Annotated in this window: 16 protein-coding genes; 10 read left to right on the top strand and 6 right to left on the bottom strand. The window is 49.6% G+C overall.

Annotated features, from left to right (window positions below):
- Positions 1-2: 2 nt before the first annotated feature.
- From V3C10_01875 to V3C10_01885, 3 genes are all read left to right on the top strand, one after another.
- Complete coding sequence (locus V3C10_01875) at positions 3-2072, top strand: TRAP transporter permease (protein WVP62589.1); 2070 nt, start codon at positions 3-5, stop codon at positions 2070-2072.
- Between the two features lie 162 nt (positions 2073-2234).
- Positions 2235-4001 carry a LytS/YhcK type 5TM receptor domain-containing protein gene (locus V3C10_01880; GenBank protein ID WVP62590.1) on the top strand — a complete coding sequence of 589 codons (1767 nt, stop codon included), beginning with the start codon at positions 2235-2237 and terminating at the stop codon, positions 3999-4001.
- Complete coding sequence (locus tag V3C10_01885; protein WVP62591.1) at positions 3979-4698, top strand: LytTR family DNA-binding domain-containing protein; 720 nt, start codon at positions 3979-3981, stop codon at positions 4696-4698. The genes V3C10_01880 and V3C10_01885 overlap by 23 nt, the downstream gene beginning before the upstream one ends.
- A 46-nt stretch (positions 4699-4744) precedes the next feature.
- On the opposite strand, the gene V3C10_01890 is transcribed toward V3C10_01885, so the two are convergent.
- On the bottom strand, positions 4745-6094 hold the full coding sequence (locus V3C10_01890; protein ID WVP62592.1) for a hypothetical protein: 1350 nt from the start codon (positions 6092-6094) through the stop codon (positions 4745-4747).
- 389 nt (positions 6095-6483) lie between these two features.
- Between V3C10_01890 and V3C10_01895 the strand changes: the two genes are divergently transcribed.
- Positions 6484-7617, top strand: a complete 1134-nt coding sequence (locus V3C10_01895; protein ID WVP62593.1) for a M20 family metallopeptidase — start codon at positions 6484-6486, stop codon at positions 7615-7617.
- A gap of 4 nt (positions 7618-7621) precedes the next feature.
- Positions 7622-8797, top strand: a complete 1176-nt coding sequence (locus V3C10_01900; protein ID WVP62594.1) for an NADP-dependent malic enzyme — start codon at positions 7622-7624, stop codon at positions 8795-8797.
- A gap of 215 nt (positions 8798-9012) precedes the next feature.
- Here V3C10_01900 and V3C10_01905 read toward each other — a convergent pair whose 3' ends face one another.
- Positions 9013-9876, bottom strand: coding sequence for a nitroreductase family protein (locus V3C10_01905; GenBank protein WVP62595.1), 864 nt, complete (start codon positions 9874-9876; stop codon positions 9013-9015).
- Positions 9877-10141: 265 nt separating this feature from the next.
- Between V3C10_01905 and V3C10_01910 the strand changes: the two genes are divergently transcribed.
- On the top strand, positions 10142-10900 hold the full coding sequence (locus V3C10_01910; protein ID WVP62596.1) for a helix-turn-helix domain-containing protein: 759 nt from the start codon (positions 10142-10144) through the stop codon (positions 10898-10900).
- Positions 10901-10977: 77 nt separating this feature from the next.
- On the opposite strand, the gene V3C10_01915 is transcribed toward V3C10_01910, so the two are convergent.
- Both V3C10_01915 and V3C10_01920 read right to left on the bottom strand, forming a co-directional pair.
- Complete coding sequence (locus tag V3C10_01915) at positions 10978-11694, bottom strand: gamma-glutamyl-gamma-aminobutyrate hydrolase family protein (GenBank protein ID WVP62597.1); 717 nt, start codon at positions 11692-11694, stop codon at positions 10978-10980.
- A 102-nt stretch (positions 11695-11796) separates the two neighbouring features.
- Positions 11797-11967 (bottom strand): 4Fe-4S binding protein, encoded by a 171-nt coding sequence (locus V3C10_01920; GenBank protein WVP62598.1) that lies wholly within the window; start codon positions 11965-11967, stop codon positions 11797-11799.
- 341 nt (positions 11968-12308) lie between these two features.
- Between V3C10_01920 and V3C10_01925 the strand changes: the two genes are divergently transcribed.
- Entirely contained in the window at positions 12309-12509 is a 201-nt protein-coding gene (locus V3C10_01925; protein WVP62599.1) for a DUF1858 domain-containing protein, read from the top strand.
- Between the two features lie 104 nt (positions 12510-12613).
- Here V3C10_01925 and V3C10_01930 read toward each other — a convergent pair whose 3' ends face one another.
- Together V3C10_01930 and V3C10_01935 are read right to left on the bottom strand one after the other, a co-directional pair.
- Positions 12614-13360, bottom strand: coding sequence for an adaptor protein MecA (locus tag V3C10_01930; protein ID WVP62600.1), 747 nt, complete (start codon positions 13358-13360; stop codon positions 12614-12616).
- 156 nt (positions 13361-13516) lie between these two features.
- On the bottom strand, positions 13517-14095 hold the full coding sequence (locus tag V3C10_01935) for a TetR/AcrR family transcriptional regulator (GenBank protein ID WVP62601.1): 579 nt from the start codon (positions 14093-14095) through the stop codon (positions 13517-13519).
- Positions 14096-14346: 251 nt separating this feature from the next.
- Here V3C10_01935 and V3C10_01940 point away from each other — a divergent pair, with 251 nt between their 5' ends.
- The 3 genes from V3C10_01940 (at position 14347) to V3C10_01950 (ending at position 20538) form a co-directional block, all read left to right on the top strand.
- Complete coding sequence (locus V3C10_01940) at positions 14347-16596, top strand: MMPL family transporter (GenBank protein WVP62602.1); 2250 nt, start codon at positions 14347-14349, stop codon at positions 16594-16596.
- Complete coding sequence (locus V3C10_01945) at positions 16583-18823, top strand: hypothetical protein (protein ID WVP62603.1); 2241 nt, start codon at positions 16583-16585, stop codon at positions 18821-18823. Before V3C10_01940 ends, V3C10_01945 begins: the two co-directional genes overlap by 14 nt.
- Positions 18824-19014: 191 nt before the next feature.
- Positions 19015-20538 (top strand): serine/threonine-protein kinase, encoded by a 1524-nt coding sequence (locus tag V3C10_01950; protein ID WVP62604.1) that lies wholly within the window; start codon positions 19015-19017, stop codon positions 20536-20538.
- Positions 20539-20548 lie beyond the last annotated feature (10 nt).

Genomic DNA, 20548 nt, shown 5'->3' on the forward strand with positions numbered 1-20548 from the left:
AAATGAGCGATGAAGAGAAAAAACAGGATCCTGCTTCTGGGACGGACGACGATGCGTTCAGGGATGCGGCTTTGGAAAGTCGGGAACCGGCAAATGACGATGGAAAACCGGAAGCTGAACTGACGGATGCAAAAAAGCAGGAACTCCTTGAAAAGTTTGATAAAGAGAGCAAGACGCGCACCTTTGTATCACCGATGGTTGCGAGGGTATATAAGATTTTTGCGATTGCGGTGACTCTGTACCACCTTGTATTTGCATCCGGTTTCTGGATGCCTGAGACGCTGAAACACCGTTCTCTCCATGTGTCAATGATTCTCATACTGGCATTTGCCATGTATCCGGCAACAAAAAAAGCCAGCCGCAAGGTGATTGCATGGTACGACTATATCCTGATGACGCTTTCGGCGGCAGTGCCACTTTATATGTGGCTCGATTATTTTAATATTATTAACCGGGCGGGCAAGCCGAATTCCATGGACGTCATAATTGGAACCCTGCTTACGCTCCTGGTGCTGGAGGCTACAAGACGCGTATGCGGCTTGGCGCTTCCGATTCTCGGCATAATCTTTATTGCATACAGCCTGATGGGCACGAAACAGGGACTGATTCCAATCGATATTCCGGGAATCTTTCTCCACAGAGGTTACACCTGGCAGAAGCTGATGAGCCATTTCTTCGCCAATACGGAGGGTATCTACGGCTCCTCGGTCAACGTGGCCTCGACCTACATATTCCTGTTTATTGCATTCGGCGAGATTATGAACAAATGCGGCATGGGCAAATTCTTCAATGATATTGCAAATGCCCTTGCAGGCGGAAGTAAAGGCGGCCCCGCCAAAGTGGCGGTTGTGGCATCCGGTCTTCTGGGCATGATCAACGGCGCTGCGGTGGCCGTAGTCGTGACAACCGGTTCTTTTACGATACCGCTTATGAAGAAAACGGGATACGACAACGAGTTTTCGGGCGCCATTGTTGCGACCGGTTCCGTAGGCGGCCAGTTAATGCCTCCTGTAATGGGGGCCGCGGCATTCATCATGGCGGAGACACTGGGAATTAAATACAGTACTCTGCTTGTATCCGCAATCATTCCCGCCGTCATTTACTATATTGGAATCCTGCTCCAGATCCAGATGCGCGCCGAGAAAATGGGAATGCAGGGGACGCCGAAGGATCAGCTCCCCAAGATAGGCGAGGTCATGAAGGAATACGGCCATCTGGCAATTCCGTTGATTTTCCTGGTTTACATGCTGTTCTTCAGCGGCAAGACGGTAATTATGGCTGCATTCTATACCATTATCTTCACAATTGTTGTCGCAGAGCTGCGTCCGAACACGAGGATGAGCCTGGATGACATTATCGACGCCATGGTAGCAAGCGCCAAGTCGACTGTATCGGTTGCCATTGCCTGTGCCTGCGTCGGAATTATCGTAGGCGTGAGCAGTATCACCGGTTTTGCCCTCAACATGGCGAGCACCATCATCCAGATTGGCGGCCAGAACCTGATGTTCACCCTGATGTTTACAATGGTAACGTGTATGATTCTCGGCATGGGGCTTCCGAGCATTCCTTCCTACATCATTACATCCACGATTGCGGCTCCGGCCCTTGTCACACTGGGAATTCCGCCTATCGCGGCCCATATGTTCTGTTTCTACTTTGCAATGTTTGCAAACCTGACACCGCCGGTTGCCCTGGCTGCATTTGCCGCGGCAGGCATAGCGGGAGGCAGCCCGATGAAGACGGGATGGGCGTCGGTGAAGCTGGCCCTGGCCGGATTTATCCTGCCTTATATGTTTGTATATAATACAGAACTTCTGCTTCTCGACACACCGATTGCCAGAGGAATCCAGGTAGCCATCACGGCGGCCATCGGCGTATTCCTGATCAGCGTGGCGGTGGAAGGGTTCCTGTTCCAGAAGGTAAACGTTGCGCTTCGGATTCTCTGTTTTGTCGGCGCCTACCTCCTGATCGACAGCGGACTCATCACCGACATTATCGGTATTGCCATCTGCGCGGCAATCGTCATTTTACAGAAGACATTGGCGAAAAAAAATGTTACAATGGTGACGTAGCTTTCTAAAGGTTACTAAAACCGGCATGATGGGGTGCTGCGGGACTGCACAGGATTCCGCGGCGCCCCTTTTTCATATCAAAGGGAAGCGCTCCTATGATATAAAAAGCGCTCCGGGCAGGATGCTTTCCTGCTTCTGAGAGGCCGGAATTGGGGGTTCACTATGGTATATGATGTTATTATGAGTGTCTGTATGAATATTTCTCTGCTGATTGTCCTGGCTATGATACTGACCAAAATCCAGTTTGTCCAGGAGCTTCTGCTCAATGAGGATGATGAGAATGGAAACGGGGGCGGGAATGTCAGGAGGAAAGTCAGAAACCAGCTTGCTCTGGGAGGGATTTTCGGCGTTTTCTGTATTATTTCCGACTATATCGGGATACAGGTAGAGGGAGCTCTTCCCAATGCCCGAGTCATAGGCGTGCTTTCCGCCGGCTTTCTGGGAGGTCCCGTTTCGGGAATGACCACAGCCGTTATTGCCTCGATCCACCGGTATCAGATTTTTCCGGAACGGATCAGTACCCTGGCCTGTATTCTGGCGGCAATTCTGCATGGCATCATCGGTTCCTGGATTGGATATGCGAGGAGAGAGAACCGGCAGTATTCCAACAGGTTTCTTTTGATGAGCACATTTGTTGCGGAAGCAATCCATATGATTCTGATCCTCATATTGACAAGACCGTTTATCGAGGCGCTGGAGATTGTAAAAATCGTCCTGGTGCCCATGGTAATCATAAATTCCTTTGGAATGGTTATTTTTTTCAGCATTTTTAAGACGATTTTTAACAACGAGGATCTGAAGGTGGCGGCCAACGTGGCGCTGGCCCTGAGGACGGCGGAGCGATGCGCTCCTTACCTGGCGGATGCGGAGACGAACCGCAGCAGCATGCAGAAGATTATTGAAATCGTCATGTCCGAATATAAATGCGTTGGGGTGGCGGCGATAAAGGGATATGAATTTCTGGGCAGAAGCAGTGCATTTGACGATATTGAACTTAATAAGACTTCTTACCCCAGGCTTTTGACGGCCACCGCAACCTACAGGACCACCAGAATCAGCAAAGTGCCTCTGCCCGAGGATGCGTTTTATCCGCTGTATGAAAAGAATGTGATTCTTTCGGCTCCAATTGTCCGCGGGGAGGACGACGTGCTCTCTTTTGTCATGGTGGTTAGAAAAAATGCGTATTCTTACAGAGCCGATATTGAATTTGTAACAGGTATTGCAAATTACTTTGCAACCCAGTTTAAACTGGTGGATATGGAGAAACAGAAGGAACATCTGAGAAAAGCGGAAATAAAGGCGCTCCAGTCCCAGATTAACCCTCATTTTCTCTTTAATGCTTTAAATACAATTTCATGCTTTTGCCGGGAAAAGCCGGAGAAGGCCAGGGAACTTCTGATGGCCTTAAGCTCCTATTTCCGGAACATGCTGGAGGATATCGACAGCAGGGTGACACTGGAGACGGAGCTGGATCATGTAAAAGCCTATCTGATGCTGGAGGAGGCCAGATTCGAGGAACATCTGAAGATAAAAATCGAGGCTGAGCCGAGAGACTGCACCTGCCGCGTGCCGAACCTGATACTGCAGCCAATCGTGGAAAATGCAGTACGTCACGGCGCAATGAAAAGGGATAAGGGCCAGGTGACAATCCGCATCCAGAAGGAAGAAAAGTCAACAATGATCGATGTGATAGATAATGGTCCCGGAATGGACAAAGAGATCGTGGACCGGCTTTATGAGAGCAGCACGGAACTGCCGCACCAGAATGAGAGCCATGGAATCGGAATGCTGAACGTCCAGAGGCGGCTGACCGGGATTTATGGAAAAAGCGCCGGGCTTCAGGTTATTTCCGGCGGTTCGGGGACCATTGTGCGCATGATCATTCCAAACCAGAAGGAGAAGACGGATGAGGATAGCGGTAGTAGATGATGAACGCCCTGCAAGAAGCGAACTGGTGTACCTGATCAGACAGTGCAGCCCCGAGGCGGAAATCACAGAGGCCGAGAGCAGTGACAGGCTGATGCAGCTTCTTGATACGGAGGAATTTGATGTCTGCTTTGTGGATATTGATCTGGGAGGGGCCAATGGAACGACGCTGGCGTCTATGATAAAAAGCAAGCTGCCGGAGGCTCAGATTATATTTGCCACCGCATACAGGGAATATGCGGTGAAGGCATTTGAGCTGGGGGCTACGGATTACCTTCTGAAACCTTTTGACCTGGACCGGGTGAGGAAGACGATGGGCAGGCTGGAGGAGAGAAGAGTCGAGGCGGCAGGGGCAAGGGAGATGGCCATCAACAAGATCATGGTGAATGCCGGAGCCAGCTTCCAAGTGCTCGATGTGGCGGATATCGTTTTTATCGAGACGGAAAAGCGCTCCTGCAAGATCCACACGGCCAAAAAGGCATACCTCCAGAATGAATCCCTGAATTATTATGAAACCAGGCTGAGAAACTGCCGGTTTTTCAGGATACATAAAAGTTATCTGGTGAATCTCGACTATGTGCTTGAGATGATTCCAACCTACAACAGTGGGTACAGCCTTAAGATGAGATATTATGAGAAGGAGTTACTGCCGATTGGGAGAACGCAGGTGAAGGAGTTCAGGCAGCTGTTTTCAAGATAAAAAGATTTGAGTCCCGAACCGCCGCCACTCGGCGGCGGTTTGAGGCTCAATTTGTCTTAATACAGATTCGGTATACCTTGCTTGGCCGCCCTTTTGTATTCGTCTGGCGGGTATAGATAACTTCGGCAAGGTTGTATTTTACCAGGATTGCAATAATACGGTTTACGCTGCGCATCGTGATGCGCAGAACGCGGGACAGCTCCTGTGTCGTAACCTCCTCTGTACCGGTTACGGCTAAGGCGGAGCAAAGTTTCTGTACGGTCAGGGTCGAGAGCCCCGTACGGTCGGCGAGTTCGCGCATATAAGGCGTGACGGCGCTCTGGATCGACAGGCCGGCGCCCTCTCCGCCCAGGAGGCCGAGGAGCCCCTGGCTCTCAGAGAAAAGGTAGCTGACACGGTTCCCGGTAATGTGGGATTCCTTTGCTGCGACGATGGCATTGGCCTCCGCCTGACTCAAATCTTCGGCAAGGCCGTAGCCAACCGCCAGCTCAAATCCTCCGTTTTCCCTGATGTAATCCCGAAGATGGCAGCAGGTGAAGCCGTCGGTTACCTTTTCGGCGGTTTTCCGGTTGGTGGAGATTCGGAAACCGTAGCGGGTATCCCGGATGATGAAATCGCATAGGTACTTTTTATTGAAGGCGGTCAGCAATTTTTCCAGCAGATCATACCGGTTCTGGAACTGCTCCCAGGAGGCGGGATCCTCCCTGGACGCAGCCGGCAAAAACAAATCGATGGAAGCCGCCAGATTGTCAGTCAGGGTGCTGAGCAGAATTTCGTGGGTCAACTGGCGAAAACCGGCCAGGATATCTTCCCTGCTGAATGAAATATAGTAACACTCAACGCCTGCCTCCAAAATCTCCGGCATAATCGGGCTCATACGTGACAGGGAGTACTTGATCTTCTTAGAATTCCACAAATCAATGTGCTTTTGCAGTTTTTGTTTCGCGGCTTTCTGGACCGTCTCCGGGGACAACTCCCCGATATACCGGTTATTGCGCTGAAGCCATTCCTCGAAAGTGCCTTCCCTCAGATACTGAATCAGCGAACTCTCCTCTCCCGGACAGAGATAATCACAGAAATCAAAATATCCGTACTCGAAATTCCAATCCTGATATTTATAGATTACCTCAAAAAAAGTTTTGTAGTAATTGCCTGCGGAACAGAGAAAAAAGTGAATGGGCTTGCAGTTCGGAATACTTTTTTGAATAGAAAGCATCGGACCGGGGCCCGTGGTGATAAAGCCGTCAAACCCGGATTCCAGCCTGCGGTACAGTTCCACAATATGTTCATAATTATAATAGACAAACAGTTCTGTTTCACAGTCCAAATCAAGCGTCTGAACTTCTTTTTCTAAATATTCTTTTAGATATGCGGTAGCCAGTATCGCAATTCTCACAAAAACACCACCTTTTTCAAACACTGTAATTCTATACAGTATAGCAAAAAATAAAGGGTATTACAACAGAGGAACTTCGCAGGGAACCGTTAAACACGATAAAGGGTTGTTATTTATTACTAAATTAAGGATGTTTTAATTGTTCCTTTTTAACAAAAATAATGATTAGCATTTACTTTGCTATTTTACGTGATATAATTGAGAATAACAAAAAATGTCTTTAATATAACCTTAAATAGACAAGTCAATTAATAATGCAACTAATGTACAGGAAGGTGATGAAACAAATTCCGATGGCGGGAGGCCTGGTCGCCCTGTTACTGTCAACGTTTCTGATGTTTTAAAATGGCTTTGCAGGATATTCCGCAATAACATGAAAGGATGAGGCAATGAAAAACTTTAATTTAAGAAACTATCTGAATGAACTGGAGACTCTGGTCAATATTGACAGCGGAAGCCGGGTGCCGGGTGGAACGTCTCGCATGGCGGATTACATGGAAGAAAGGTATAGAGAACTCGGCCTTACGGTGAAACGGATTGAATCCGAAAAGGGCCTGGGCCCCTGTCTGGAAATCCGCAACCATGCAGAGCAGGAGAAAATTGACGTTCTTTTCCTCGGACATATGGATACGGTATTTCCAGCGGGGGAGCCGGAGCGGAGACCTTACTGTGAGGAGGGAGAGCAGGGCTATGGACCGGGGATTATGGATATGAAGGCAGGTCTGCTATCCACCTGGTACCTTGTAAAAAATCTGATGGAGGATGGCACAGGGCTAAATATCTGTGTGGCCCACAACAGTGATGAGGAAATTTCTTCGCTGGACTCTCAGGAATGGATAAAAAAACTGGCCGGGAAAGCGGACATTACCATCGTGATGGAGCCGGGACGAAAGAACGGGGAGTATGTGAATGAGAGAAAAGGCCTTGCGCGGTACACCGTGACGGTGGAAGGAGTCGCAGCTCATGCAGGGATTGCGCCTCAGGATGGGGCAAGCGCCATTAACGAGCTGGCCGAACTGATTCTTAAGTTACAGGCTCTCAACAATTATGAGATCGGAACCAGTGTTAATGTCGGAGTGATTTACGGAGGGACAGCATCTAACGTAGTCTGTGATCTGGCGACATGTGTGGTCGACACCCGTTTTGACACCATCAGGGAGCACGAGAAGATTGAGGAAAGCCTGAAGGAGCTGGAGAGCCGGAGGGTTAACCCGAGAACGTCCGTAACCATAGTGAGAGACGGCTTCAGACCGCCGATGAATAAGACGGAAAAGACAGAATCCCTGATGGCGATTATGGAGGAGCAGGCTGCGCTTACCGGTATGGACATGAAATGGGTCAAGACGGGCGGAGTCTCTGATGGTAACTTTGCGGCTTTTGCAGGCTCCACTGTCATAGATGGGGCCGGCCCGGCAGGAGACGGGGCTCATGGGAAGAAGGAGTCACTTCAGCTTAACACGATTGAACCGAGAATGGAGCTTTTATACAATACGCTTACCGCATTAGCGGAGAAAAGAGGGTGAGAAAATGAATTATAATGAAGAAGCTTTAAGAATGCATGAAGAGAAAAAAGGAAAGATTCAGGTGACCGGCAAGGTAGAGCTTAAGACAAGGGAAGAACTCTGCATCGCCTATACGCCGGGGGTGGCCGAGCCATGCCGGAAAATCCATGAAAATAAGGAGGATGTTTACCGTTACACAGCCAAGGGGAACCTGGTGGCGGTGGTATCCGACGGATCTGCTGTGCTGGGCCTTGGAAATATCGGCCCGGAGGCCGCCATGCCTGTCATGGAGGGAAAAAGTATTTTATTTAAACAGTTTGGTGATGTGGATGCTTTTCCAATCTGCCTGGGAACCCAGGATACGGAGGAGATTATCCAGGCGGTACGCGTGCTTGCCCCGACCTTCGGCGGAATTAACCTGGAGGATATCTGCTCACCCAAGTGTTTTGAGATTGAGAGAAGACTGGAGGAAGAGCTGGACATCCCGGTCTTCCACGACGACCAGCACGGAACGGCGATTGTAGTGACCGCAGGCATGTTAAATGCAGCGAAACTGACGGGCCGGAAGCTCGAGGATATGAAGGTAGTGCTGAACGGACCGGGAGCGGCCGGAACCGCCATCATTAAGATGCTCATGTTTGCCGGGGTTAAGAATGTGATTGCCTGCGATGAGCACGGAATCCTGCATAAGGAAAGAAGAGAGAGGCCGCAGGGCCACAAATGGGAGCTCTGCGAGGTTACAAACCCGGAAGGGAAACAGGGTACGCTTGCTGATGCCGTAGTGGGGGCAGACGCTTTTGTCGGAGTTTCCATCGCAAATGTACTGACGCCGGAGATGGTAAAAACAATGGCTCCCGACCCGATTGTGTTCGCAATGGCCAACCCCACACCGGAGATTACCTACGAAGACGCCGTCTCTGCCGGGGTGAAGGTAATGGGAACCGGGCGCAGCGACTATCCGAACCAGATTAACAATGTGCTTGCTTTCCCCGGGATTTTTCGCGGAGCGCTGGACGCGCGTGCCAGAGATATCAACTATGAGATGAAGTTTGCTGCGGCCAGGGCGATCGCCGGCCTGATTGGCGATAAGGACCTGTGCGCCTGCAATATCATCCCGTCCGCATTTGACAGCCGGGTGGCGGAATCTGTCGCAAAGGCCGTGAAGGAGGCGGCGGTGAGGACGGGGGTAGCCAGGTTATAAGCAGGGACAACCGGAATTAGAGGTAGCGGCGGACGGTTTTCATGTATTGTTTGTAGGAGGCGCCGAAGGTTTCAAGACACCAGCGTTCCTCGGACAGGATGATCCAGTGAGCGGAAATCTGAAAGAGAACGATGATTTCGAACAGGCTCAGGGACCGGGTAAATAAAATGGAGGGTACAAAACTGCGCCCTCCATTTTTATAAGCTTGTTTCGTTTTACCGGGTGCTGTAGTACCCGTCGATCCTTGCCCCTTCCGGCAGATCGTATTTACCTTCCGGCGCTCCGAGCGTCCAGCCGGTTTCGGAGAGGTGGTGGTTCTCCATGGTACCGGCAAAGTGGAGCATCGTGATGCCCGCGTTGAGGCGCGTATCGTCCGGTGTGGTCAGTTCATCGGGGAGGGTGACGAGGAGTATCATGTCCCCATCCAGGATGAAGCGGTATGACTGCAGATTTAAATAGGAAGGAGCGCAGCAGGCGGAGATGAATGCCTGATACAGGCTATTGTTAAGCGGAAGAGAGGAAATCTCTGCGCTTTCGCCCCAGTTTTTCGTATAAACGGCGTGGTCGACGGAAAGTTTCGGCGCGACGAAGCCGGTACGTTTTTTAATTGAAACGTCGGAAATGCTCTTGATATCCAGTCTGGAGGAGGGGAGCATGATAGTGGCGTTGCCGAATGCGATCAGTGCACACGGTTCCATATCTTCTGGGAGGGACAGACGCTTTTTAACCTCGGCGCTGTCTCCGATTGTTATCCAGCAGGATTCCAGTTCCAGTTCGGTCAGCTTTATAACAAGATCCTCGCCGATGTATCCGGCGTTTTCCAGATAGTAATCCTCTTTTGGTGAAGATACCAGGATGTAATGGGGAGCCTCGATCATAAAGTTGTGGTATCCGGCGCATCCTGACAGGATGGAATGGGTCTCAGGCCCAAGAAGTTCGATGGACACCCGAATGTCCTGTACCAGTTTTCTGCACTCCAGGAAATAGTCCTGAAGTTCCTTTAACTGTTTTTCCAAAGCCGGTTTTTTCTTAAAACTCCTCGTTGATTCACGTTTAATAGCAAGATTGTAATAATCCATCCTCAAGCCACCTTTCATATAATTTTCCTCTAAGCTTATTCTATTACACAGATAACGGCATAATGTGCTTATACTGAAATTCTACCATCGCACCGGGTTAATTGTCAAATAAAAAGAAAAAATTTCCAGTAATAGACAGAAATTTCCTGCATGAATAAGAAAAAACAGGTATTAAAATTTTTACATGATACTCATATTCCTTATGAAGCCGGCATATAGTAATAGTAAGCTACGAAATATTGTGGACTAAAGGAGAGGATTTATTATGGCTGAGATACATTATCTGATTTCAGATGCGTCGAAAAAAGTGGATGTAGAAGCACATGTGCTGCGGTACTGGGAGGAAGAACTGGAGCTTCCTATTCCCAGAAACGAGATGGGACATCGATATTACACGGATTTTCACATCCGTCTTTTTAAACAGGTTAAAGTGCTGAAGGAAAAGGGATATCAGTTAAAAGCGATTAAGACTGCATTGGCAAAATCTCTTCAGGACGGTAAGGTGATTATCCCGAGTGAGGTCCTGGAAGAGGATGTGATTGCCGCATTGAAAGAAACAGGTATAGGAGAACAGGACATGAAAGAGCAGAAAGGGAATGAAAAAAAGGCCGGAGGAGAGCAGACGGACGGCAGGGTAAAGGATGGACAAGCCTGTGAAAACGGCGAACCGGCCGGACTTACCGCTCTCGACAAGGACAGCGTGGAGGCTCTGCTGGCCGGAGAGAAGATGGAACAGTTCCAGAAGGTGATGAACCATATTATTGGACGGGCTATGGAAGAGAACAGCGAGAAGCTGAGCCAGGACATCAGTTATCTGGTACATGACAAGCTGATGAAGGAGATGGAGTATCTGATGCGCGTGTCGGATGAAAGGGAAGAAGAGCGGTTTAAACAGCTCGATGAAGTAATCCGCGCTTATCAGAGGGATAACCAGGGCAGGGCGGAAGCTGCCGCTTCTGTTACGGGATTTCCGTTTTTTCGCTTTAAAAAGAAAAAATTCGGCCGCAACGGGAACAAGCTTTAAGCAGTTTCCATCACGGCTGAAAATAGGAAAGTCCGGCGGAATTCCGTGAATCAAATCCCAGGCAGGGAATTCCGCTGTTATACTTTCCGGCAGGCGTTTATAAAAGCGGAGAAGAGGCGGTCGGCATGTTCATACTTCCCGGCGAGCTGCTCCGGATGCCACTGGACGCCTACCAGGAAAGGATGATCCGGCTGTTCGACTGCTTCGATAATGCCGTCGGAGGCGCGCCCGCAGACATTCAGGCAGGGGGCGGCATTCCGGATAGCCTGGTGGTGAAGGCTGTTCACTTCCAGGGAAAGGGACTGCGTTATCTGCGCCAGGCGGGAGCCGCTCTCCAGTGATACGCGGTGAGCCGGATGCGACGCACCGAAAGGCTGTCTGTGTGCGATGGGAAAACGTTCCGGAATCTGAGAAAAAATATCCTGATAGATATCTCCCCCCAGGGCGATGTTGAGAAGCTGGGCTCCACGGCAAATGCCAAGGACCGGTTTTTTCTTTTCGTAAACCTGGGAGAGCAGAAGCAGCTCTGAGGAATCGCGAAGCGGCGAGAAATCCCCGCATCCGGTCAGAGTTTCTTCGCCAAAGAGAAACGGATGGACATCCGGCCCGCCGCTGAACAGGAAACCGTCCAGTGTGTCGGCAAGCTGTCCGGCCTCCTCCTCATCTAACGTCAGAGGGAGGACGAGGGGAATCGCGCCGTTTTTCCGTATGGCGTCGATATAGAAATGCCCCATTCTTAAATCATCTGTTTTTAAATCGTGGGAAGCTGTCAGGCCAATCACCGGTTTATTCATATTGCACCTCTCTTTACGGTCTCTGAAAAATCACTGTTTTATATAACATAAAAAGACTGTCATCTCTGACAGCCTCTTATGTATCTTAAGCATTCCGCTTAATTATGCCTGCTCAATTGCGCCTGTAGGACATGAACCAGCACAGCTACCGCAGTCGATGCATGCATCGGCATCGATTTCGTACTTGCTGTCTCCCTGTGAGATAGCGCCTACTGGACAGTCTCCAGCACAAGCACCGCAGCTAACGCATGTATCTGTAATTACATATGCCATGATTAAGTACCTCCTTTAGAATTTAACTTTTGCATTTATTCTATACTATTACTGGGAATTATTCAAGAAGAAATTACTGTATTTTATGTTTAAAAATAGGAGCAATGCGCAAAATAAGGAATACAGGTAATTTTATTTCTTGCCAAGCCTGTGGAAAAGTATTATAGTATGGATAGATATAACTGTTAAAAGATTCAGAACAGTTATGATATAATGTGCGCAACGCGGACATTATGCGCATATCGGTTTCTGCGTGCACCGTAGAAATCGGGCGCTGAATTCCGTCGGAGACTCATAATCACGACGTGAATATGATATTTTACAAAAGGAGGTTAAGAAACATGCAGGTTAGTAAAGATATGTTAATCGGCCAGCTTCTCATGGTAGACGAAGGCATTGCCCCGATTCTTATGAGAGCAGGTATGCATTGTCTGGGATGCCCTTCCGCACAGGGAGAATCTCTTGAGGAAGCTTGCTATGTCCATGGAATCCAAGTGGATACGGTAGTTTCTGCAATTAACGAGTACCTTGCTGCGAAATAAGAACAGCAGGATTTGAATAAAAAAGACTTTCGTCAAAGGCCAGTCCTCTGTACGGAAGTCTTTTTTATTATTTCTTTTACTGTAAAAGAGTTCTTCATGGTGACCTACAGGTTCGAAAGCGTCTGCAGGGCACGGTCTTTTACGATGATTTCATAGTGTTCCTGATAGTAGGCTTCAACAGCAGGGTCTGCTTTCAGAGTGCTGCCGTACTCTGACAGGAGGTTACAGATTCGTTTGAAGGAGTCATTGTCTTCCTCCTGCTCTCTGATGACCAGATAATAGCGGTTGTTCTTCGTATTCTTGTAGAGCGTATTGGCTCCGTCAAACACTTGTCCTGCTATTCTGGCGGCATGACAAACCTGATCCAGGTTGTCAAAAGTAAAGAAACGGACAGAGGGCTGGCCGTCGGAGGAGGTTTGCTCCACATTCTTTAATCCTGCGGCAGCGGAAAGCGGGGAAGGCGCTGCATCACCGGCAGTCTTGGAGGTAAAGAGACCAAGAATTCCGTCAGCTCCTTCTAACAGTTCGCTGGCCAGCGAGGACAGGGATTCTTCTTCCTCGGCCATTGGAGAAAATTTGGAAAAACGGGTGTCCAGTTCTTCCGGATCTTCTATCTTTGTAATGATAAGCATTATACTCTCATTGGACAGCGGAATCGCTTCCACCATCAACGGAATGTCTTCTGCTTCGAAACCTACTTCGTTGGAAGCCTTCTGAATCATCTCACGGAAAAGCTTCTTTGCTTTTTCGCTGCCATAGGCTAATTCACCCAGATTCAGGTCGCGTACACTTAAGTCAAAACTGGAAAGTGTACAACGAATCTGGTTTTCATTGATACGTTCGATTTTCATAGGCTCACTTCCTTGTCTTTTCAGGTTAAAAGTACCAAGCTTACATATTCAATATACTATATAATATAAGCAATTGGCAATTCATATATGAAAAAAATTTATTAAAATTTATGGAAGCATGGCTTAAAACGGCAAAAAGACCGCAAATCGCGGTATTTAAGCCAAAAGGTTTCTGGCGATCTCCATTGTTGTCTTGTCCGCGATCTCCGCAATCTGTTCCCGTGGTTCTTTCATCCCCGTATCAATCCACCGTTTTAATACGCCGGTCAGGCCGTAAGTGATGAATTCCAGAAAGTAAGCCAGCATGACTTCGCTGATATTTGGATACTGTTTCGTGATGACAACGGTTCCATTATCGGAAATCAGCTGATGGAAACGGTTTACAAAATCATTGGAGGCCGTATTTTCGAAAAGTATTTTGCAGATTTTTGTGTTCTGTTCAATGTAGTGGATGATGGGAAGCAGCACCGGAAGGAGCGAGCCCTTCCTGGGACCCTTCAGATATGCGTCGATCATCTCCTGAAAATCGCTCAGAACGTCGGACTCCATCTTCTGAAGGAGGTCATAGGTGTCCGAATAGTGCAGATAAAATGTCCCTCTGTTGAGGTCGGCCCTGTCGGTGATGTCCTTTACCGAAATATTCTTAAAATCTTTCTCCGTCATCAGTTCCACCAGACTGTCCTTCAGCATTTTCTGGGTCCGGCGGATTCTTCGATCCTGTTTTTGTCCGTCCATATATCGTATCTCCTTTGAAAGTATGTGTATAAAATAAGAGTTACTGTTCTCTCCGTACGCAGTAACAACCAGGTGAACAATTATGGAAAATATAGCCATTAATGTACACGTAACCGGGTCCGTGGCCACTATTGAATCAGGCGGGGACTTTTGATTATTGAAACTTATTGACATTTGAATTATAATACACATGTGTTCAAAAGTCAATAACAATACAATAAACGAAAATAAAACAATAATGGAGAACGCATATGAAAAACGACAACGGTTTTTTTGACAGGATCATCCAGATTATTGTATACAAAGGAAAAATAATAGAAAAAGTGTTCTTCATTTTCACATTGATCTGTGCGCTCTGCTTTCCGCTTGTCGGAGTGAATTACGACCTGAGCAAATACCTGCCGGAGTCGGCTCCTACAAAACAGGCGTTGGACGTGATGGAGGACGAGTTCGGATATCCAGGCATGGCCAGAGTAATGGTGAAGGACGTGTCACTGCAGGAGGCAAAACATATCCGCGATCAGATTTCGGAGCTGGACGGCGTGGATATGGTAATCGGCCCCGATGTGACGACGAATGTCTATATGGGGGCCTCCTTCCTGACCCAGAGCATGACGGATCTGATGTCGATTGACGCCCTGTCCATGGATGATTATTACCGGGATGGGAACGCCGTAATGGACATTGTTTTTACCGAAGGGGACGGCGATCCGCAAACGAAGGCGGCAATCCGCAGAATATACGGGATTGTTGGAAAAGACCGAGGCTGCTTTGCCGGCAGTGCGGTTTCATCCAAAGAGCGTGAGGAATCCATCACCAGGGAGATTGCCATCGCAATTGCCATGTCCCTCGTGATTATCTGGCTGATTCTCACATTGACCACGACTTCCTGGGTGGAGCCGGTTCTGTTTATCTTTGTCATGATTGTTGCCATTATTTTAAATATGGGGTCCAATCTTATCTTCGGCAGTATATCATTTTTCACGTTTTCCACTGCGGCGATTCTTCAGCTGGCCGTGTCGATGGACTACTCCATTTTCCTGCTTCACACTTTTACCGGATATAAAAACAAGGGGATGGAAATCCACGGGGCCATGGAGGAGGCGGTCAGGGAGGCGTGCAGTTCGATACTCGCCAGCGGCGCCACCACGATTGTCGGGTTCCTTGTCCTTGTCAGCATGCAGTTTACAATCGGCCGGGATGTCGGCCTGGTGCTTACAAAGGGCATTATATGCAGCCTGCTTACCGTGCTGCTCCTGATGCCGACCCTGATACTGAAGTTTGACGCAAAGATTGTGAAAACGGCTCACCGGCCGTTCCTGCCGCCCTTTGACCGGTTTGCAAAGCTGATGCACAAAATCCGCCATCCGGTCTTTCTGATGGCCGCCGTTCTGGCTGTACCCTGTTATTTCGGGCAGGCGATGAATGTGTTTTATTACGGTGACGATGCGATCGGGGTCGGGCCAGGGACGAGGGTTTATGAGGATACACATGAGATTAACGGTATTTTCGGCAAATCCAATGTCATGATCGGAATTGTGCCCAACGGTTCCGTGGTGACGGAGAGGGAACTGACGGAGGCGCTTGAGGATCTGGATTTTGTAAACTATGCGCTGTCCATGTCGGGAACCATGCCGTCCGGCCTGCCGGAACGTTTTCTGCCACAGTCCCTGAAGGAGGAACTGCGGACGGAGCGGTACGCCAGAATTATGATTTCCATGGATACGGCGCAGGAGAGCGACTATGCATTCGAATGCAGCCGGAAACTCCAGGAGACGGTAAAAGAGTTTTACCCGGAGGACGCCTATGTGATAGGAATGACGCCGACCACAATCGATATCAAGGAAATCCTGACGGCCGATTACAACAGGGTATCGATTCTTTCCCTGGCCGGCGTGGCCCTGGTGGTTTTTGTTACCTTCCAGACGCCGCTGATTCCGATTCTCGTTATTATTCCGATCGAGGTGGCCATTTATCTGAATATGACGATTCCCTATGTGCTGGGGGACAGCGTGATCTATATCGGCTACATTGTAGTCAGCTGTCTGCAGCTGGGGGCCACGATTGATTACTCGATTCTCATGACGAATAATTATCTGGCATTCCGCAAAGAGATGGGGAACCGGGAGGCCGCGGTTGCCGCCATAACAAAGAGTACTCTTTCCATTGTCACGTCGGGAGGGATTCTGACCGTGGTCGGCTACCTTCTGTACTTCACCTCTTCCATCCAGGCTATCTCGCAGGTGGGCAGGCTCGTGGGCCGCGGGGCAATGCTCAGCATGGTTCTCGTGCTGTCCCTGCTTCCTGCCCTGCTGAGCGCCTTTGATAAGCCGATCAGGCGGCAGCAGATGAAAGCGGCCGGACGCAGGGAGCGGAGGATGAAAAGGAGGATGGAAAAGAAAGCGGCTGGAACCGAAGTGGCTGAAACAAAGCCGTGCGAAGTAAAACCGTGTGAAGTAAAACCGGAACGAGAAGGAGGGGAAAGCCATGAAGAGAAATAAACGCATTATGTCGGCGGTGCTGGCGGCCGTTCTGGGGCTTGGGACGGTGCTGACGGCCGGGGCCGCCGCAGACGAACCCGTCTGCGACGAGACTCTTTATGTCACCCTGAACCAGTACGGGGAAATCAGGGAGAGCAGCGTCGTCAAGGGATATACGGTTAACGGCTGCAGCAGGATTGAGGATTACGGTACATATGACGGGATTACCAATATGACGGATCACTCCGAGCCATCGGTTGATGGCGGGAAAGTGACTTTTGAACTTGAGAAACCAGCGGATCGTTTCTATTTTGAGGGTGTCACCCAGGTGAAAGAGGAAGAGCTGCCATGGACGATCCGGGTGGGATACCGCCTGAACGGTCAGGAGAAAAAGGCAGAGGAACTGGCCGGGGCGGCAGGACTGATCGAAATTAATGTAGATTTACTTCCCAATAAAAGGATTTCTGACTATTACCGGAACAATATGACTCTGATGGCCACAACCGTGGTGGACATGGATAAAAACCTGAGCCTGGAAGCGGAGGGGACACAGATACAGGCGATGGGGAATCTGAATGCGGTTTTGTTTTTTGCCCTGCCGGGGGAGGAACAGCACTATTCCATCCGGATCGGAACCAATGATTTTAAATTCAGCGGTCTGGTATTTACGATGGTTCCCCTTACGGTTGCACAGCTTGACAAGGTTGAGGATATCAGGGATGCCAAAGAGACGCTGGAAGATTCGGCCGATTCCATCAGTGAGAGCCTGGATGTCATATTTAATACACTGGACGGAATGCAGACGAGCATGACGGATGCAGCGGACGGAATCAGGGGGCTGAATGAGACGAGGGAGATTTTTGCCGGTTCGAAGGCCCAGGTCTACGATGCGGCGGATGTGGCAATCGGCAATATGGACGCCCTGGCCCAGAAGTTTGCCCCATTTTCCACTCATATGAAGGAGGCCCGGGATCTTCTGAACGATTTAAACCTGGATATCAGCGATCTGGTGGAATCCCTGGATGAACTGTCTCCTCTGCTGTCGGAACTCAGACACGACGTGGCGGGCCTGAGAAATGATATGGATGATTTGAGGGAAGCCATCAACCACCCCGCGGTGGATATGGCGGCGGAGAGCATCGGACGCCAGATGGAGAAGACAAAATCGGATTTGGAGAACCTGAAAGTGTCCCAGCGTGAGCTGAGCGGCGCAGTCGCAGGGCTTGCGGACGCAATCCCGAGCCTGATTGCATCTGCCGGGGCGGTGAAAACAAAAGCTTCCGCGCTGGTGGACCGGGAGGAACTGGAAGAACTGGCCGAAGAGCTGGAAGATGCAGGAATCTTCGACGAGGATGAGGCGGCTTCCTATTTGTTCAACAACATGGATTACACGATTGATGAGATAGATACGCTTGTGGCATACCTGATGCCGGAAAATGACCGTGCGGCAACGGCTTCCGAGGCCAGCAGGGCCGGCCAGGCGGGGTTGAAGGATGCATTGGACGCCATTGTGGAGGGGGTGGACGGCACAATCGGAAACACCAGCCTGACGGACGACGTGGAGGCTCTGATTACACAGTCTGAGACGATATTGCAGGTTCTGGCTGCACAGAGGGGAAATATTTCCGGTGCGCTTAAAAATCTACGGGATATCGCGGGCACGGCAGCGGACATCTGTGACGCAGCGGACGATGTTATCAGCTCCGTGGACACTATTAACAGGACGGTCAACGAACACCACGATGAAATCCTGTCCACGCTGAACGACATGGGGGAACTGACAGACAGCGCCTACAACAGCTTGATATCCCTGACGGTGTTCAGCACGGCTTTGGAAAACCAGTTAAAGAGCATAAGCGACCCGCTGAACAGCAGTACCAAACAGACGCTGACCGGTCTGGCGGGCATCCTGGACGATGCAGGAGAAGGCCTGGGCCAGACAAACGTCTTAAGGAGCGCTAAAAACACAATCAAGGACATGATAGACGACAAGTGGGATGAGTACACCACCGAAGACACCACAATCCTGAACGTGGATCCGGATGCCGCGCCGGTCTCCTTTACCTCCACAAGAAACCCGTCCCCGCGCACAATCCAGATCGTGCTGCGGACTGAGGAAATCAAAGAGGAAAAGGTAAAAAGCGGGAACAGTGTGGACGAAGAATTTCACTCGGACGGGAGTATTTTCCACCGGATTGCGAATATTTTCAGGAGGATATGGGAGCTGATAGAGGGATTATTTCGTTGAAAGGCAGGGATGCCTGGGGGATGGCGGACGGGGGAGGTATTTGATGAGTCTTCAGTCCCGGGGAAAGGGGGCGGGGGGAGCGACGGGACTGAAGACAGCGTAGGGATCGGCCCCGTCCTCATGTTTTATAAAAAATTTTTAAAAAGAGGTTGTAAATCCCTCTCTAATGTATTAGAATGAAGCTCTGAGAAGTGATATTTCCGAAGGGAGGTGTAAGAGCAGAAAGCACCATTTTATTTGGAAAATATCAGATATGTCGGGTGATTGGCGGAGGAAGAAGCGGTACCGTTTTTCTGGCGGAGCATCTTGGTCTTGGAGAATTCCGGGCCATCAAGAGAGTGCCGAAGGGAGACGGAGGTTTTTTCAGGGAGACAGCCGCGCTGAAGGAGCTGAAGCATCCGGGAATCCCGATTATATATGACTTGGAAGAGGATTCAAATTATTACTATCTCATCGAAGAATATCTTGAAGGTGAGTCCTTATATGCCCTTGTGAACCGACAGGGCAGTCTGACAGGGACAAAGATCGTTTCATATGGAACGGAGCTTTGTCAAATCATGGAGTATCTGCATTCGTTTAAACCCAATCCAATTTTGTATTTAGATCTACAGCCCCATAATATTTTAATCTGCAAAGGAACACTGAAGCTGATCGATTTTGATCAGGCCGTTTCAGCTGCCCAGGCCGCGATGCCCGAAAGACGTTACGGGACGCCCGGTTTTGCCGCTCCGGAACAATATACGGACGGGCCGGTGGATGTAAAGACCGATATCTATGCCATTGGCGCCCTCCTTTTCTATATGTGGAAGGGAAGACTCCCAGACGTTTACGCAGGCGCTGCATCCAGGGACATACCGTCTGAGGATGAGGGCGTGAGAACGGGAGGCAAAGCGGCGGTAACAGGATGGGAAGAGAGGCTGGAGGCCATAACAGGGCGGTGTATGAACCGGGACAGCGAAGGGCGTTATGGGGATGTCGGCCAGGTGCTCACGGATCTTATGGAATTAAAACAGGGTGTTTTCAAAGAAAAGCAAATGTCACTTCTCAGAATTGCTGTAGCATGCAGCAGTCACGGCATGGGGGCAACCCATGTATCTTTAAGCGTATCGTCGTATCTGACAAAAAAAGGAATCTCAAATCTGTACCAGGAGAATAATGACTCCGGGGCCGTGTCGTCGATGGCAGGGTATCTGGAGCAAAGCCCGGACCAGTATGGAATTTTTCATATGGGAAACTGGGAGCTGAAACCGAGGTATGGAAGCCGCGTCAGGCTGGAACAGCCGGATTATGACGCCGTAGTTGTGGACTTTGGAACTGAACTCCAGTCGGTTTTAAAGGAGGAGTGCGATCTTCTCATTCTCGTATGCGGCGGAAAGTGGTGGGAACTTGGGAGATCCATAACGGCGATCCATTATCTGGCGCAGAACTCAAATCTGCGTGTCATTTTTAATCATATTTCTTCCGGAACGGACATCGTACTGCCGGAAGATATCGCAAGACTCACATATTACAGAATGCCCTGCTTTACGGCACCCGAGGATACAAACTTCGGACGTTTTTTTGAAGCGGTGGCCGACGGCACAAAAGGCGGGCAAAGAATAAGAAACCTGGCGCAGGAACGCACAGGAAAGAGAGAGAGGAAAAGTGCGGTACGGAAAAGGATAACAGGATTTTTCCACATCCCCGCAGAGGCGGACGGAATAAAAGACAGATAGGGACAGAGCG

Source organism: [Clostridium] symbiosum, from assembly GCA_036419695.1.
Classification (GTDB): domain Bacteria; phylum Bacillota; class Clostridia; order Lachnospirales; family Lachnospiraceae; genus Otoolea; species Otoolea symbiosa_A.

Coding starts and splice junctions, on each gene's coding strand:
- V3C10_01875 (WVP62589.1), top strand. CDS start 3: ATGAGCGATGAAGAGAAAAAACAGGATCCTGCTTCTGGGACGGACGAC.
- V3C10_01880 (WVP62590.1), top strand. CDS start 2,235: ATGGTATATGATGTTATTATGAGTGTCTGTATGAATATTTCTCTGCTG.
- V3C10_01885 (WVP62591.1), top strand. CDS start 3,979: ATGAGGATAGCGGTAGTAGATGATGAACGCCCTGCAAGAAGCGAACTG.
- V3C10_01895 (WVP62593.1), top strand. CDS start 6,484: ATGAAAAACTTTAATTTAAGAAACTATCTGAATGAACTGGAGACTCTG.
- V3C10_01900 (WVP62594.1), top strand. CDS start 7,622: ATGAATTATAATGAAGAAGCTTTAAGAATGCATGAAGAGAAAAAAGGA.
- V3C10_01905 (WVP62595.1), bottom strand. CDS start 9,876: ATGGATTATTACAATCTTGCTATTAAACGTGAATCAACGAGGAGTTTT.
- V3C10_01910 (WVP62596.1), top strand. CDS start 10,142: ATGGCTGAGATACATTATCTGATTTCAGATGCGTCGAAAAAAGTGGAT.
- V3C10_01915 (WVP62597.1), bottom strand. CDS start 11,694: ATGAATAAACCGGTGATTGGCCTGACAGCTTCCCACGATTTAAAAACA.
- V3C10_01920 (WVP62598.1), bottom strand. CDS start 11,967: ATGGCATATGTAATTACAGATACATGCGTTAGCTGCGGTGCTTGTGCT.
- V3C10_01925 (WVP62599.1), top strand. CDS start 12,309: ATGCAGGTTAGTAAAGATATGTTAATCGGCCAGCTTCTCATGGTAGAC.
- V3C10_01930 (WVP62600.1), bottom strand. CDS start 13,360: ATGAAAATCGAACGTATCAATGAAAACCAGATTCGTTGTACACTTTCC.
- V3C10_01935 (WVP62601.1), bottom strand. CDS start 14,095: ATGGACGGACAAAAACAGGATCGAAGAATCCGCCGGACCCAGAAAATG.
- V3C10_01940 (WVP62602.1), top strand. CDS start 14,347: ATGAAAAACGACAACGGTTTTTTTGACAGGATCATCCAGATTATTGTA.
- V3C10_01945 (WVP62603.1), top strand. CDS start 16,583: ATGAAGAGAAATAAACGCATTATGTCGGCGGTGCTGGCGGCCGTTCTG.